12 protein-coding genes, 1 pseudogene and 1 riboswitch are annotated in these 13,953 nt (G+C 73.0%); of the genes and pseudogenes, 5 read left to right on the top strand and 8 right to left on the bottom strand.

Going from position 1 to position 13,953, the window contains the following annotated elements; translation table 11 throughout:
• The first annotated feature begins 22 nt into the window (after positions 1 to 22).
• Positions 23 to 1,828 carry a hypothetical protein gene (locus ACGFYQ_RS09985; RefSeq protein ID WP_393741856.1) on the top strand — a complete coding sequence of 602 codons (1,806 nt, stop codon included), beginning with the start codon at positions 23 to 25 and terminating at the stop codon, positions 1,826 to 1,828.
• Here ACGFYQ_RS09985 and ACGFYQ_RS09980 read toward each other — a convergent pair.
• Positions 1,825 to 3,414 (bottom strand): RNA polymerase sigma factor, encoded by a 1,590-nt coding sequence (locus ACGFYQ_RS09980; protein WP_393741854.1) that lies wholly within the window; start codon positions 3,412 to 3,414, stop codon positions 1,825 to 1,827. The two genes, ACGFYQ_RS09985 and ACGFYQ_RS09980, sit on opposite strands and share 4 nt — an antisense overlap.
• A 224-nt stretch (positions 3,415 to 3,638) precedes the next feature.
• Positions 3,639 to 3,812 (bottom strand): annotated as a pseudogene (locus ACGFYQ_RS09975) (SAM-dependent methyltransferase); the annotation flags it as partial.
• A gap of 76 nt (positions 3,813 to 3,888) precedes the next feature.
• Positions 3,889 to 3,982, top strand: a riboswitch (ZMP/ZTP riboswitch).
• Between the two features lie 72 nt (positions 3,983 to 4,054).
• Here ACGFYQ_RS09975 and ACGFYQ_RS09970 point away from each other — a divergent pair.
• Positions 4,055 to 4,900, top strand: coding sequence for a bifunctional 5,10-methylenetetrahydrofolate dehydrogenase/5,10-methenyltetrahydrofolate cyclohydrolase (locus ACGFYQ_RS09970; protein WP_393742147.1), 846 nt, complete (start codon positions 4,055 to 4,057; stop codon positions 4,898 to 4,900).
• A 102-nt stretch (positions 4,901 to 5,002) separates the two neighbouring features.
• Here ACGFYQ_RS09970 and ACGFYQ_RS09965 read toward each other — a convergent pair whose 3' ends face one another.
• The 4 genes from ACGFYQ_RS09965 to ACGFYQ_RS09950 all read right to left on the bottom strand — a co-directional run bounded on the left by ACGFYQ_RS09965 (position 5,003) and on the right by ACGFYQ_RS09950 (position 9,341).
• Positions 5,003 to 6,160, bottom strand: a complete 1,158-nt coding sequence (locus tag ACGFYQ_RS09965; protein WP_393741852.1) for an MAB_1171c family putative transporter — start codon at positions 6,158 to 6,160, stop codon at positions 5,003 to 5,005.
• Positions 6,157 to 7,638 (bottom strand): FAD-dependent oxidoreductase, encoded by a 1,482-nt coding sequence (locus ACGFYQ_RS09960; RefSeq protein ID WP_393741850.1) that lies wholly within the window; start codon positions 7,636 to 7,638, stop codon positions 6,157 to 6,159. Before ACGFYQ_RS09960 ends, ACGFYQ_RS09965 begins: the two co-directional genes overlap by 4 nt.
• Before the next feature lie 72 nt (positions 7,639 to 7,710).
• On the bottom strand, positions 7,711 to 8,289 hold the full coding sequence (locus ACGFYQ_RS09955) for a toxin-antitoxin system, toxin component (protein ID WP_393741848.1): 579 nt from the start codon (positions 8,287 to 8,289) through the stop codon (positions 7,711 to 7,713).
• Complete coding sequence (locus tag ACGFYQ_RS09950) at positions 8,286 to 9,341, bottom strand: hypothetical protein (RefSeq protein WP_393741846.1); 1,056 nt, start codon at positions 9,339 to 9,341, stop codon at positions 8,286 to 8,288. The genes ACGFYQ_RS09955 and ACGFYQ_RS09950 overlap by 4 nt, the downstream gene beginning before the upstream one ends.
• Positions 9,342 to 9,598: 257 nt before the next feature.
• Here ACGFYQ_RS09950 and ACGFYQ_RS09945 point away from each other — a divergent pair, with 257 nt between their 5' ends.
• Positions 9,599 to 10,015 (top strand): hypothetical protein, encoded by a 417-nt coding sequence (locus tag ACGFYQ_RS09945; protein WP_393741844.1) that lies wholly within the window; start codon positions 9,599 to 9,601, stop codon positions 10,013 to 10,015.
• On the opposite strand, the gene ACGFYQ_RS09940 is transcribed toward ACGFYQ_RS09945, so the two are convergent.
• Entirely contained in the window at positions 10,001 to 10,795 is a 795-nt protein-coding gene (locus ACGFYQ_RS09940) for a helix-turn-helix domain-containing protein (RefSeq protein ID WP_393741842.1), read from the bottom strand. The two genes, ACGFYQ_RS09945 and ACGFYQ_RS09940, sit on opposite strands and share 15 nt — an antisense overlap.
• A 34-nt stretch (positions 10,796 to 10,829) precedes the next feature.
• A complete protein-coding gene (locus tag ACGFYQ_RS09935; RefSeq protein WP_393741840.1) occupies positions 10,830 to 12,629 on the bottom strand; it encodes an FAD-dependent oxidoreductase in 1,800 nt (599 codons plus the stop codon).
• 198 nt (positions 12,630 to 12,827) lie between these two features.
• On the opposite strand from ACGFYQ_RS09935, the gene ACGFYQ_RS09930 reads away from it, so the two are divergent.
• Positions 12,828 to 13,133, top strand: coding sequence for a 4a-hydroxytetrahydrobiopterin dehydratase (locus ACGFYQ_RS09930; RefSeq protein ID WP_393741838.1), 306 nt, complete (start codon positions 12,828 to 12,830; stop codon positions 13,131 to 13,133).
• A gap of 17 nt (positions 13,134 to 13,150) precedes the next feature.
• Positions 13,151 to 13,885, top strand: coding sequence for a class I SAM-dependent methyltransferase (locus tag ACGFYQ_RS09925; protein WP_393742145.1), 735 nt, complete (start codon positions 13,151 to 13,153; stop codon positions 13,883 to 13,885).
• The last annotated feature ends 68 nt before the right edge of the window (positions 13,886 to 13,953 follow it).

The raw sequence follows: 13,953 nt of genomic DNA, 5'->3' as shown, positions 1-13,953 counted from the left end.
CCGCCCGACAGGGGGCCGCCGCATGAGCCGCGGCGCGCAGAAGCCGGCCAAGCCCGACCCCGCCACCCAGGCCTTCGCCGAGGGGCTCGCCCTGGTCAACCGGAATCCGGCCCTCGCCGCCGTCGACGCCGACATCTGCCGCCAGGCCAAGTGCGCGGCGACCCCGGCCGGGGGACTGGCCGCGGTGGACTCCAACGGCACCGTCCACGTCCACCCCACCAAGCGCGCCGAACCCCGGGAGTGGGCCTGGGCCCTCGCCCACGCCCTGCTCCACCTCGGCTTCGGCCACGTCCCCGCGAGCAAGGACGAGGACCGCCCGCAGCCCGACCGCTTCGACCTCGCCGCCCGCTGCGCCGTGGTCAACCGCTTCCTGCTCACCGTCCCGGCCGGCCGGCCCCCCGACCACCTCCCCGCCGAGTACCCCGGCGGGGACGAGGAGCTGCTCGCCGCCCGATGGCGCCGCGACGGCATCCCGGCCGCCTACGAGCAGTGCGGCACCGCCGGGGACCACCCCGACCAGGTCCTGGTCACCTGGCGCCGCTGGAACACCACCGCCCCCGACTGGGAGACCGCCTTCGCCCACGCCCTCACCCGCAGCGTCTCCGCCGCCATGGACGTGGCCGGCGGCCGCCGCGACCGGATCACGGGCGTCATGGCCCGCCGGCACCCCTGGGACCGCGCGCTGAACTGGTTCGTCTCGTCGTACCCGCTGCTCGGCGGCCTCGCCGCCGGCCTGAAGATCGTCGCCGACGCCGAGCTGGCCCGCGCCCAGGGCATCGCCATCGCCGCGGTCAGCGCGGGCGCCGGCGAGATCTACGTCAACCCGCTGCGCACCTTCACCGATGGCGAATGGCGGTTCATCCTGGCCCACGAGATGCTGCACGCCGCGCTGCGCCACGGCGAGCGCCGCGGGGCCCGCGACCCGTACCTGCACAACGTGGCCGCCGACTACGTGGTCAACGGCTGGCTCGTGGAGATGGGCGTCGGCGAGATGCCCGCGGGGCTGCTCCACGATCCCGCGCTACGGGACCTCTCCGTGGAAGAGGTCTACGACCGGATCGTCACCGACCTGCGCCGGACGCGCCGCCTCGCGACCCTGCGCGGCAAGGGCCTCGGGGACATCCTGGGCGAGCCGCTGCCCCACCCGGGGAGCTGCCCGTACGCGGACCTGGACGACTTCTACCGGCGCGGCCTGACGCAGGGCTTCGACCTGCACCAGTACGGGGAGCGCGGGCTGCTGCCCGCCGGGCTGATCCAGGAGATCCGGGCGCTGGCCCACCCGCCCGTGCCCTGGGACGCGCGGCTCGCCCGCTGGTTCGACGAGTACGTGCCGCGGCCCGTGGCCGTACGGTCCTACGCCCGCCCGGCACGCCGCCAGGCCTCCACGCCGGACATCCCGCGCGCGGGCCGGTACTTCCCGCCCGAGGAGGTGGCCCGCTGCACCTTCGGTGTGGTGCTCGACACGTCGGGGTCGATGAACGCCGCCCTGCTCGGCAAGGCGCTGGGCGCGATCGCCTCGTACGCGGAAGCCCGCGACGTACCGGCGGCACGCGTCGTGTTCTGCGACGCGGCGCCGTACGACGCGGGCTATCTGCCCCCGACCGAGATCGCGGCCCGGGTCCGGGTGCGCGGGCGTGGCGGCACCGTGCTGCAGCCGGGCATCGACCTGCTGCAGCGGGCGGAGGACTTCCCGCCCGGGGCCCCGGTGCTGGTGATCACGGACGGGTGGTGCGACACCCTGCGGATCCGGCGCGAGCACGCCTATCTGGTTCCGCAGGGTGCCTCCCTGCCGTTCACGCCACGAGGGCCGGTTTTCCGACTGGTCTAGTCGAGGTAGTCGCGCAGCACCTGCGAACGCGACGGGTGGCGCAGCTTCGACATCGTCTTGGACTCGATCTGGCGGATGCGCTCACGGGTGACCCCGTACACGCGGCCGATCTCGTCCAGGGTCTTCGGCTGGCCGTCGTTGAGGCCGTAGCGCATGGAGACCACGCCCGCCTCACGCTCGGAGAGCGTGCCCAGGATGGACTGGAGCTGCTCCTGGAGGAAGGTGAAGGAGACCGCGTCGGCCGGCACGACCGCCTCGGAGTCCTCGATGAGGTCACCGAACTCGCTGTCGCCCTCCTCACCCAGCGGGGTGTGCAGGGAGATCGGCTCGCGGCCGTACTTCTGGACCTCGATGACCTTCTCGGGGGTCATGTCGAGTTCCTTGCCCAGCTCCTCCGGGGTGGGCTCGCGGCCCAGGTCCTGGAGCATCTGGCGCTGCACGCGGGCGAGCTTGTTGATGATCTCGACCATGTGCACCGGGATGCGGATGGTGCGCGACTGGTCGGCCATGGCACGCGTGATCGCCTGCCGGATCCACCAGGTCGCATACGTCGAGAACTTGAAGCCCTTGGTGTAGTCGAACTTCTCCACGGCGCGGATCAGGCCGACGTTGCCCTCCTGGATCAGGTCCAGGAAGAGCATGCCGCGGCCGGTGTAGCGCTTGGCGAGGGAGACCACGAGGCGGAGGTTGGCCTCCAGCAGGTGGTTCTTCGCGCGGCGGCCGTCCTCGACCAGGATCTCCAGCTCGCGCTTGAAGGCGGGCTTGTGGTCCTCCTCCTCTTCGAGCTTGTACTCGGAGAACAGGCCCGCCTCGATGCGCTTGGCGAGCTCGACCTCCTGCTCGGCGTTGAGGAGCGGCACCTTGCCGATGAGCTTGAGGTAGTCCTTGACGGGGTCGGCGGTGGCGCCGGCCACCATGACCGTCTGCGCCGGGGCGTCGTCCTCGTCGTCGTCGGACAGCACGAAGCCCTGGGTGCCGCCGGCCTTGGGGGCCTCCTCCTCGGCCTCGTCGACGAGGTCCTCGGCTGCCCAGTCCTCGCCGACCGCGGGCGTCTCGCCCTCGTCGGCGTCCTTGGCGCTGGTCTTCTTCGCCGCCGTCTTCTTGGTGGCGGTCTTCTTCGCGGCGGTCGCGGTCTTCTTGACCGTCCGCTTCTTCGGCTCGGCGGCGGCCTCGGCCGTCGCCTCGTCCTCGGTGGTGGACGTCGACGGAGCGGATATCGCCGCGGCGGTGGCGGTGGCCGCGCTGGTGGCCGAGGTCTTGCGGGCGCCGATCGGGCGCGGCGCGGCGGCCGCCTTCTTGGCGACCGTACGGGCCGGGGCGGCGGCCGCCTTGCGGGGCTTCTTGGCGGCGGCCTTGGTGGCGGGGGCCGCGCTGACGTGAAGGGCGACACCCTCCTCGTCCAGGACCTGGTTCAGGCTGCGCAGGACCCGCTTCCACTGGTCCACCGGGATGCGGCCGGCCTCGAAGGCCTGGCGCACATCGTCACCGTTGATGTGACCCTGCTCGCGGCCGCGCTCGACGAGCGCGACGAGGGCCTCCGATTCGGCGATCTCCGGAGGGAACGTACGGGACGGGCTGAGCGACACAAGGAGCCTCTCGTTGCGAACAGATAAAGGATGGGCGGGACATCATCGCGCGAACTCGGGAAACAGACCCGAGGGGGGTCTGTATTCCGTGGCCGCGCGAGGACACCTGTCGGTTCATCGCATGCCCGAGTCGATTCGTTACGCGCTGAATTGAGTGACCTGCGCCACGCTGTGGCCGCGCAACCGATCCGGCGTGGATCCGTCCGCCCTCTCCGCCACCCCGTTTTGCGGGCTTCGATGAGCGAGCGGGCGGTGTGCGCGACGAACGGGCCGTCGCGTTCGAACCGTTCGTGCAGCCCGCGCAACCGGTCCCGGTGCTGCCCGACCGTGAAGCCCGGCACCATCCAGATCACCTTCCGGAGAAAGTAGATCACGGCTCCGATGTCGTGGGACTCCGTAGTCGAAAGTACGCGTCATGTCTGGATCGTCCCAGGTCGGGCCCCGGTCATCCACCAGATATGTCGACTACAGTGGGCGGCGGGCCGTGACTGGCGTTCGGGTGGATCACCACCGGGGAGCGGCCCGGCGTACCTCCGTACGTCGACTGCCGCGCGCCTGGGCGAACCGCGATCCGCAGCGACGTTCAGGAGACCCCGTGACGACTGCCCAGACTGCCCCCGCCTCCGCCACCGCCCGGCTGATGGACGGCACCGCGCTCGCCCGCCGCATCTCGGAGCAGACCGCCGCCTACGCGGCGAAGATCACCGAGCGCACCGGCACCGCACCCTGCCTCGCGACCGTGCTGGTCGGTGAGGACCCCGCCTCCGTCACCTACGTACGCATGAAGCAGAACCGTTGCGCCAAGGCCGGGATCACCTCCCGCCACGTGGAGCTGCCGGCCGCGACCACCACCGAGGAGCTGGTGGCCACCCTCACCGCGCTCTCCGAGGACCCGGAGATCAGCGGCATCCTGCTCCAGCACCCCGTCCCGCACCACATCGACGAGCGGGCGGCCTTCGAGGCCATCGCGCCCGGCAAGGACGTCGACGGCGTCACCATGCACTCCTTCGCCGCCATGGGCTTCGGCCTGCCGGGCTTCGTCTCCTGCACCCCCGGCGGCATCATGCGCCTCCTCGCCGCCTACGACGTGGACCTCACCGGCAAGCACGCCGTCGTCGTCGGCCGCAGCGCGATCCTGGGCAAGCCGGCCGGGATGCTGCTGCTGGAGCAGAACGCCACCGTCACCTACTGCCACTCCCGTACCCAGGACCTTCCCTCGATCGTGCGCCAGGCGGACGTACTGGTCGCCGCCGTCGGCAAGGCCGAGTTCATCCGGGGCGAGGACATCAAGCCGGGCGCCGTGGTCCTGGACGCCGGCTACAACGAGGGCAACGTCGGCGACGTCCACTTCGAGTCGGCCGCCGCCCGCGCCTCCCTGATCACCCCGGTACCGGGCGGCGTCGGCCCGATGACCATCGCCGTCCTGCTGGAGCAGACCGTCCAGGCCGCCGCCGCGCAGGCCGGCCTGGACCTCGCGGACCTCTGAGCCGCAGCCGAACCGAACACCACGCCCCGGGCCCTCGGGCCCGGGGCGCCGTGTTTCCCCGGGCAAGGGGCCGGGGGCCGCGGCCACGACCCGAGCCGGGGATCAGGCTCCCGTGGCGGCGGCCTCGCGGGCCGCGGCGACGATGGGGGAGCTGCGGAACTCCCGGGCCAGTGCGTCCAGCGGTCCGCTGTCCAGCCGGTACGGGGCCGGGTGCCCGCCCTGAGTACCGGCGGCCCCGCGCCGGCAGGCGGCGGCGAGCATGGCCGCGTCCGCGACCACGGCGGCCCGGGCCCCGCTCAGACCCTGCCCGCGCGCCGCCTCGTACGCCGCAGTGCGCACGGCGGGGTCGAACCGGGAGGCCAGCGCCAGGATGCCGTCGTCGATCACGGACTCACGGTGGATGAGGCGGATCCCGACCGGCGACCACCAGGCCAGCGGCACGGTCCGCACCCGGGCGGCCGCGGATCCGCGCAGCGCCTTCCACAGCGGATACAGCCGCCGGTACTGGGCGAAGTCCCGCCAGGCCGCCGACCCGCCGACCAGCGGCACGACGAACCCCGCACCGATCATCAGAGCCGCCCCGGAGGTCAGCGACAGTGCCACGTCCGCCGAGACCACCCAGTCCCGGCCGGCCCAGCGGGCCGCCACCGAGGCCCACTTCGCGGCGAGGTAGGCCAGGTCCAGCAGCCCGCCGAACACGATCAGCGCCAGCCCGGTGCGCAGCGGGCGCAGCGAACGGTCCGCGCGCCACAGCCACTTCCCGCACAGCACGGTCAGCGCCGAGGTCCCGACGGTGTGGGCCAGCAGGAAGCAGACGATCATCTCGCGGATCCAGGGCGTGGTGGCGTAGTACGTGTCCACGTCCCGGAGCCGTTCCACCGGCGCGTCGCCGATCACGAACAGGACGACGATCAGCACGCTCACCGCGCCGAACACCGCCACCGTCAGCCGGGTGGCCCGCCGGACGGCCGCGGGCGGCCCGCCGGCCCACTGCAGGACCAGGACGACGCACGATCCCGAGAAGACCGTGACCAGGCAGAACACCAGGGGTGCGGAGAAGTTGACCACGCCGGTGAGGCGGTTGACCGTGGCGATCGTCGGCGGCGACGCCAGGAACGTGATGGGACAGCCCACGACGAGCAGCGCGCACGCGGCCCGGTTCAGGGGCTGGTCCCGGTCCCGGCGCAGGGTCGGCACCTTGATCAGCAGCGCCAGGAACATGACGGCTCCCGGCAGGTAGAGCAGGATTCGGCTGCTCACCGGGCCTGTCCGACGGGGTCGGCCGGTCCGATCGGGTCCACCGGGCCCGCCGGGTCGACCGGGCCCGGGCCCGCCGGCACCGCCGGGCCCAGCCCGGCGACGGCCCGCTCGGCGGCGGTGAGCGGCGGCGCCTTGAGGGCGCCCCGGCCCGAGGCGCGCAGGACGTGCCAGACCACCGACGGGTGGAGCCAGTGGGTGGGCGCGCTGCTCATGGTGAGCACCTTGAACAGGGCGGCCGTGAGCGCCTCGTCGGTGGTGGCGCCCGTCATCAGCCGGCTCACGTACGCGTTGAGCGCGCCGGTGCCGGCCCGCGGCTTCACCCCGGTGGCCCCCGGGTACAGGATGTCCTGCGAGGTGGCGAGCTCCCAGGCGGTGCTCACCAGGGGAGCGATCGCGCGCTGCGCCTCGCGGCCGAAGCCGGGGTGGGCGAGCCCCTTGTGCCGGAGCAGGGAGCGCACGGCCAGCAGCCCCTGGGCGGCGACCGTCATGCCCTGCCCGTACAGCGGGTTGAAGGTGGCGACCGAGTCGCCGACGGCGATGAAGCCGTCGGGCAGTTCGGCCTTCTCGAAGTAGATCCGGCGATTGGCGGTGCCCTGGGTGACGGCGACGTCGGTCAGGGGCTTCTTCCCGTCGAGCAGTTCGCCGACGATCGGGTCCCTGATGGCCTTGGCGAAGGGGATGAACTGCTCGGGGTCGCCGGTCGGCTGGCCGCCGCGGGTCCCGGAGAGGGTGGCCTGCCACTGGCCGTTCTCGATGGGCACGATCGTGGCCGTCCGGCCGGGTACGGGCACCCGGGGGTCGGACTGCACGTTGACGATGGGGAAGCCCATCTCGTGGGCTCCGGCCGGGGCTTCGAAGATCCTCGTCGCGTAGACCAGGCCGGAGTCGACCTCGGCCTGTCGTATGCCGGTGACGCCCAGTGACTGGAGCCAGGTCCGGGCGCGCGAGCCGCGGCCGCTCGCGTCGATCACGAGGTCGGCGGTCAGCAGCCGGCCCTCCTCGTCCGGGGTGTCGACCCGGACGCCGGTGACCCGGGCAGCCGTGCCCTCCAGGGCCCGGACCCGGCTCCGCTGGAGGGTGGAGACCCCTTTCAGGCCGGTCACCCGGGCGCGGACCACCGAGTCGAGCAGGTCGCGGCTGCAGGAGATGTTGAACTGCTTCTCCCCGACGCGCGGGATCCAGCCCTGGGCGGTCTTGGTGACCAGGTCGGTGGGCAGGCTGCGGCGGATGGCGCCCGCGTCCGTCCAGTCGTCGGTGATGCCGGGCAGGATCCGCTCGATGGCACGGGCGCCGCCCGACCACAGGAGGTGGGTGTGCCTGGCCTGCGGGAGTCCGCGCCGCGGCGCCGGGCCCTCGGGCAGCGGGTCCGCGTCTATGACGGTGACCGTCGCGTGTTCGGCGAGGACGGCGGCCGCGAGCAGGCCGGACAGGCTGCCGCCGATGACGACGGCGTGGCGGGGCGGGGAAGACTGGGTCATCGTGTCGTGCTCTCTGTCAGGGCCGTGCCGAGGGCATCGGCGCGAGGGGTGCGGCGGCTGGCTGGGCGCGGGTCACCGGAGTGACGCGGGGCGCCCCCAGCCGAGCGAGGTCTTGATGCGCTCGATCGCCTCGGGGAACTGTTCTTCCCGGGGTGGTGGCAGGTACGGCTTGAGGAGCTTGCCCAGGTGCAGGCCGAAGATCTCGGCGCGGATCTCCGCCGGGTCCTCGTGGTCGGCCCGGGCGGCGGCCTGCCGGATCACGGCGCTCAGGCCGGTGTCGGAGCGCAGCAGCCCGGCGAGGTCGCCGCGGTGTCCGGTGAGCCGGGCGGCCACCGCCATGCCCGGCCCGTGGCTGTCGCAGGTGCCCTCGTCCACGTGCCACAGCTCGTGGGAGGCGATGACGAGCTGGTGCTCGGGCCGGGTCCGCTCCTCGATGACGAGCAGGTCGCGGTCGTCCATCTCCAGCCACAGCCCGCTGGCCGTGTCGGGCGGGAACGAAGCGAAGCGGAAGTCGACCTTCCGGCCGCCCCGGCGGCGGGCGTAGGCGGCGCACAGGGCCCCGATGATCCCGGTGGCGTCGGTCGGCGGTGTCAGGCGCGCGTCGGCGAGCAGCTCGCCGGCGAGCCCGCGCATCGCCCGTGTGGTCCTCATGCGGATCCCCCCTCGGCTGTCCGGCCTCCGGTGGTCCGGCCCCCGCCGGCCGGATCCCCGCTGTCGTGCTCGGCGCCGCCGGCCGGCCGGCCCAGCTGCCCTTCCCGGGCGAGCAGGTCGTCCAGGTGGTCGGCGAGCGACTTCCAGCCCCGCGGGGAGAGCCGGCCGGCCCGCGTGACGATGCTCCGTACGTCGTGCGCCCGCAGCACGGCCAGCATCGGGTTCTCCTGCTGCCGCTCGGCGGACTCCAGTTCTCGCTCGATCACGGTGAGGGCGGTGGCGAGGGCCTCGGTGTCGTCGGCCAGCAGGAAGCCGCCCTCGACTCCGTAGAAGCGCTGGATCCCGGCGGCCGCGGCGAGGTTCGGCAGACCCTCGCCCTGGGCGAGCCGGGTCAGCGACTGGCCGGACGCGTCGAAGGACTTGGCGATGGCGGCGAGGGAATGGGGCTGCCCGTCCTCCCGCAGCCGGGTGCGGCGCAGGTGCTCGAACCGCTGGTGCACCTGCTCCTTCAGCGGAAGCCGCGGCGGTCTGCCGTCGAGGGTGAGCCGGATGGCCTGCGGGGTCATGCCGGTGAGGTGGGAGAGGCGCTCCAGGTCGTCCCCGCCGTCCGAGGCGGTCGCCGCCGACAGGGCGAGGGCCCGTTCCACCGCGCTCTTGCTGTCGGCCAGCAGGAAGCCGGCGTGGACCCCGAAGAAGCGCTGCACACCGGCCGCGTGGCCCAGGCGGGGCAGTCCGGTGCCCGCGTTGAGGGGGCCGAGGGAGGCACCGGGCGCGTCGAAGTCGTCGGCGATGGCGGCGAGCGGCCACTCCCGGCCGTGCTTGTCGCGGCGGGTGGCGCGCAGCCGCAGGAAGCGGCGGTGCACGCGCTGTTCGAGGGTCTCCTCGACGGCCGTGCCCGCAACCACCCCGGGAATGCGGGCCGGTTCGACACCGGAGAGGTGGCTCAGCCGCTGGGCGGCCAGTACCTGGGCGGGGTCCTGCCCGCGCCGCTCCGACAGCTCCTCCACGCGCCGCCGGAGCGCGGCGAGGTCGGGTCGGGGAGCGGCTCGCACCGGCTGATTCTCCGTATGTCGACAAGACGTTCGAGTGGGCTGGGCTGGCTGAAGCCTATCCGGCCGCCCCCTGCCGAACCAGGGGAAACCCAACGTTTCCTGCCGTACAGCTCAAAGAAGGTTGGCATGACGTCGGAGGTAATCGACCCGCCGGAGGGCGCCCGGCACAGTGGGGTCATCGGGTTCCGGGGCCGCGCACTCGGCTCCGGAACCCGTCTCCCACCAGGCCGTTCGACCTCGATGGAGGCTGATCTCCCATGTCCGCGACCCTGCTCGGCAGCATCGCCCGGACCACCGCGCCGCAGACCGCGCTGCGCCGCTTCCTCGCCCTCGACTCCGTGGTCACCACCGGCAACGGGCTCGCGTACGTCGTCTTCTCCGCCCCGCTGGGACGGCTGCTCGGGGTCGGCCAGGGCCTGCTGCTGGAACTGGGCGTCTTCCTCGCCGTGTTCGGCGCCGGGGTCGGCTGGCTCGCCTCGCGCCGCCGGCCGCCCGTCTTCCCCGTCACGTTCGTCATCGAGGCGAACTACGCCTGGGCCGCCCTGAGTCTGGTGTCCCTGCTCGTCTGGTTCACGCCCACCACCGCCGGCCTGGTGTGGATCCCGGTGCAGGCCGTCACGGTGGCCTCGTTCGCCCTGCTCCAGCAGCTCGCCCTGCGCTCAGTCGCCAAGTGAGCGCAGGTACTTCACCGTCGCCGGGTCGGCCGGGAGCATCGTCTCGATGGCCAGCTCGGCGACTGTCACGTCCATCGGCGTGTTGAAGGTCGCGATCGACGACACGAAGGACAGCACGTGACCGTCGTGCTCGATGACGAGCGGAAGCGCGATGTACGGAACGGGCTCATCCGGTTCGGTGTCGCCCGGGCGCTCGGCGACCGGATAGGCCGACACCTCCTCGTACAGCGCGCGCAGCGGCTCGGACCGGGCCAGCGCGATCTGGCGCTCCATCTGCGCCAGCAGGTGCCCGCGCCACGCCTTGAGGTTGCGGATCCTCGGAGCCAGGCCTTCGGGGTGCAGGGTGATGCGCATGGCGTTCAGCGGTGACGTCAGCAGGTGCTCCGGCAGCCCCTCCATCAGCATCGCGATGCCCCGGTTGGCGGCGACGACGTCGTACGTGGCGTCCACGACCAGCGCCGGGTAGGGCTCGTATCCCGTCAGCAGTCGCCGGATGCCCTCGCGCAGCGTCTCCATCGACGGGTCGTCCAGAGCGGTCTGCGCGTAGTGCGGGGCGTAACCCGCCGCCAGCAGCAGCGAGTTGCGTTCCCGCACCGGCACGTCCAGGCGGTCGGCGAGCCTCAGCACCATCTCCTCGCTCGGCCGGGACCGCCCGGTCTCGATGAAGCTGATGTGCCGGGACGAGGAGTCGGCGCGGCCCGCCAGCTCCAGCTGGCTGATACCGCGCCGCTCCCGCCAGGTGCGGAGCAGGGTGCCGACCGTGGGCATCGTGGTGGTCATGCCCACGACGGTAGCCGAGCGTGTCGGTCCGGGGTCAGCCCAGATCGAAGACGTTCCGCAGGCCGAGACGGTAGCGCCACAGGTCGTGCCGCTTGGCGGACTCGACCTCCGGGGCCCGGTACAGCGGCCGGATCGTGCACCGGCCCGCCTTCGAACCGTCCCGGTCCAGCAGGGAGTTGACGGCGGCCCGGGCCGAGGCGTTCGCCCCCTCCATCGTCGCCAGGTCGATGTCGACCGCCACGTAGTCCCCGCTGAGGAAGAAGTTGGGGATACGGGTGCCCGCGCTCGGCCGGTTGTGGAAGGTGCCGGTCGGGTGGATCAGCAGCTCGTCCTGGTTGGTGGGGTGGGGGGTGCCGAGCCCGTCCACGCCCGGATCCAGGAACCAGGAGTGCAGCGCGGAGTCGCTCAGCAGGGTCTTCCCGCTGTCGTTGAGGGAGGCCTTCAGCTGCGCCCACACCTCGCGCGCCACCTCCTCGCGGGTGCACTGCTTGGCCGTCTTCCCATACAGGATCCCCGGCTTGTCCCAATCCGAGATGTCCACCGACAGGCAGTCGACCGCGGTGCCGTCGCCGTAGTCGGCGGGAAAGTCCCGGGACGGCCAGTGCTCGGCCTGCTGGATCGCCGTCAACGACCAGGGGGAGTCGATGCAGTTGAGGTGTCCGTGGACCAGCGCGGCCCGTTCGGTGAGGTAGAACTGGATCCCGGTCATCCAGTCGGTCTCCAGCTTGTCGCAGCGCCCCAGCATCGGATCGGCGGCCCGCAGCGCGGTGCTCCAGGTGCGCCGGGCGTGCTCGACGGGCAGGGCCGAGACGTAGTGGTCGGCGGTGACGGTCTGCCGCGCACCGGCCGGGTCCAGGACGGCGACCCCGCTCACCCGGCCGTTCCCGTACTGCACCTCCCGTACGGTCCAGCCGATCCTGAACTCCACTCCGAGGGAGCGCAGATGGGCCTCCCACGGGTCGATCCACGCCTCGTTGGTGGGCAGGTTGAGGATCCGGTCCGGCGGGCCGTCCGCTCCGCGGCCCAGCAGGTTGAACACGAAGGCCTCGCCGAGGGTGCCGACCGTACGGGTGGAGGCCTCCTCGGCCTTGGTCGCCACGATGTTGCGGGTGATGCCGACGGCGAGGATCCGCTGGTACTCGCTCGACATCTGCGCGGCGCGTACGAAGTCCCACCAAGGGGTGTGCTCCCAGACCTCGTTGCGCCGTTCGTCGCAGCTGGTGAGGAAGACGAGCACGCGGTTCACGAAGTACGTCGTCTCGTGGAGCGGCAGCCGGACCAGCGACTGCAGGATGCCGGTGAGGGCGCGCCGGATCTCGTCGGGCGTCAGCTCGGCGGGGGAGTGCTCCGGCCAGGGGATGGGCGCGCGCAGGTCCTCGCGGCCGCCCGCGCGGGCGAACATCATCTCGCGCGGGGCGACGAGGTTGTCCCACACGCCGTTCGCGTTCCCGGGGAAGGGGATGCGCCGCATCGTGTCGGGCAGGTTGTGGTAGATGCCTGGGATGAAGCGGAAGCCGTGCTCGGCGGGCAGCGGCCGGCGGGTGCCGCGGGCGCTGCCGGGTACGTCCATGCTGCGGGCCTTGCCGCCGAGCGCCCGGCGCTCGTACACCGTGACGGCGTAGCCCCGCTCGGCGAGTTCGTGGGCCGCGGTCAGCCCGGCCACCCCGCCGCCGAGGACGGCGACGCGTCTGCCGTTCGGCGGGGTCGCGGCGGCTGCCGCTGCCGCTGCCGCCGCCGGGGCCGCCAGGGCCCCGGTCGCCGACAAGGCGCCGGCGGTGGCCGCCGCGCCCGCGCCCGCGATGAACGTACGCCTGGAACCGCCTGTGCTCACCATGGCGATGCCGCCCCTTCGTTCCCTTGTTACCGCTGGTAACGGTCACGTCCGGCGCAGGAGCATATGGGGGGCCGGGCGGGTGCGGAAGGCGCGGAAAGTACCCGAGCGCACTATGGCGCGAAAGGGTCGCTCCGGCGCGCACTGTGGGAACCTTGACTCCACGTCACGGGGAGAACCACGGGGAAGAGGAGCCGGTGCATGCCGAGTGAGCCGCTGTCACAGAAGGAGATCGAGGACCGGTTGCGGGAACTCCCCGGCTGGGCCTTCGAGGACGACCGGATTTCCCGCACCTACCGGCTGGGCTCGCACTTCGCGGCGAGCGCGCTGGTCACCCACATCGCCACCGTCCAGGAGGAGTTGAACCACCACTCCGACCTGACGCTCGGCTACAACACGGTGCGCCTGTCGGTGAACAGCCACGACGCGGGCGGCGTGGTGACGGCGAACGACTTCGAACTCGCCGAGCGCGTCGAATCCCTCGCCCCGGCGCACGGCGCGCGGTGATGCCGATAGCGCGCCCCCTGCTCGACTACGACGCGGAGGCCGAGGCCTACGACGCCACCCGCGGCGGTACCCCGCGCGCCGAGGCCGCCGCCGCGGCGGTCCTCGGCCTGCTCCCGGCACACGCGCGCACCGTCCTCGACCTCGGCTGCGGCACGGGCATCGTCACCACCCGGCTGACCCGCCCCGGACTGCGCGTCCTGGGCGCGGACACCTCGCAGGGGATGGCCGCGATGGCGGCCCGGCGCGGGATCCCCGCCGTCCTCGCCTCCGCCACCCGGCTGCCGGTGCGCCCGGGTTCGCTGGACGCGGTGAGCGCGGTGTGGCTGCTGCACCTGCTGCGGGAGCCGGGCGCGGTCGAGGCCGTCGTCGCCGAGGCGGGCCGGGTGCTGCGCCCCGGCGGGGTGTTCGTCACCACCGTCGACAAGGACTCCGCGCACGACGTCGGCAGCGACATCGACGCCGTGCTCGCACCGCATCTGACGGCCCACCCCGCGGACTCCTCGGAGCAGGTCGCGGCGTACGCGGTGCGGGCGGGCCTGCGGCCGGCCGCGGAGACCCGCTTCACGGGCCACGGCCAGGGCCGCACCCCGCGCGGCTCCGCCGAGGCCCTGCTGGCGGGCCGGTACGCCTCACGCGTGAGCCCGCGCGGCATCACCCCGCACGAACTGGCCTCCCGCCTGGAACGGCTGCCCGGCCCGGACATCCCGCGCGCGGAGCCGACGTACCGCGTCCGAAGCTTCGTACGCGCCTGACGGCTCCGCCTGACGGCTCCGCGCGGCGGTTCCCGGGCGGTGGCTCCGCCCGGTGGGGCGGCACGGTT

It is taken from the genome of Streptomyces sp. NPDC048258, from assembly GCF_043201995.1.
In the GTDB taxonomy this organism is placed as follows: Bacteria; Actinomycetota; Actinomycetes; order Streptomycetales; family Streptomycetaceae; genus Streptomyces.
This window is presented reverse-complemented; position numbering and strand designations above follow the sequence as displayed.

Excerpts from the sequence above, each read along its gene's own strand:
- ACGFYQ_RS09985 (WP_393741856.1), top strand. The coding sequence starts at position 23 with ATGAGCCGCGGCGCGCAGAAGCCGGCCAAGCCCGACCCCGCCACCCAG.
- ACGFYQ_RS09970 (WP_393742147.1), top strand. The coding sequence starts at position 4,055 with ATGGACGGCACCGCGCTCGCCCGCCGCATCTCGGAGCAGACCGCCGCC.
- ACGFYQ_RS09960 (WP_393741850.1), bottom strand. The coding sequence starts at position 7,638 with ATGACCCAGTCTTCCCCGCCCCGCCACGCCGTCGTCATCGGCGGCAGC.
- ACGFYQ_RS09955 (WP_393741848.1), bottom strand. The coding sequence starts at position 8,289 with ATGAGGACCACACGGGCGATGCGCGGGCTCGCCGGCGAGCTGCTCGCC.
- ACGFYQ_RS09945 (WP_393741844.1), top strand. The coding sequence starts at position 9,599 with ATGTCCGCGACCCTGCTCGGCAGCATCGCCCGGACCACCGCGCCGCAG.
- ACGFYQ_RS09940 (WP_393741842.1), bottom strand. The coding sequence starts at position 10,795 with ATGACCACCACGATGCCCACGGTCGGCACCCTGCTCCGCACCTGGCGG.
- ACGFYQ_RS09935 (WP_393741840.1), bottom strand. The coding sequence starts at position 12,629 with ATGGTGAGCACAGGCGGTTCCAGGCGTACGTTCATCGCGGGCGCGGGC.
- ACGFYQ_RS09930 (WP_393741838.1), top strand. The coding sequence starts at position 12,828 with ATGCCGAGTGAGCCGCTGTCACAGAAGGAGATCGAGGACCGGTTGCGG.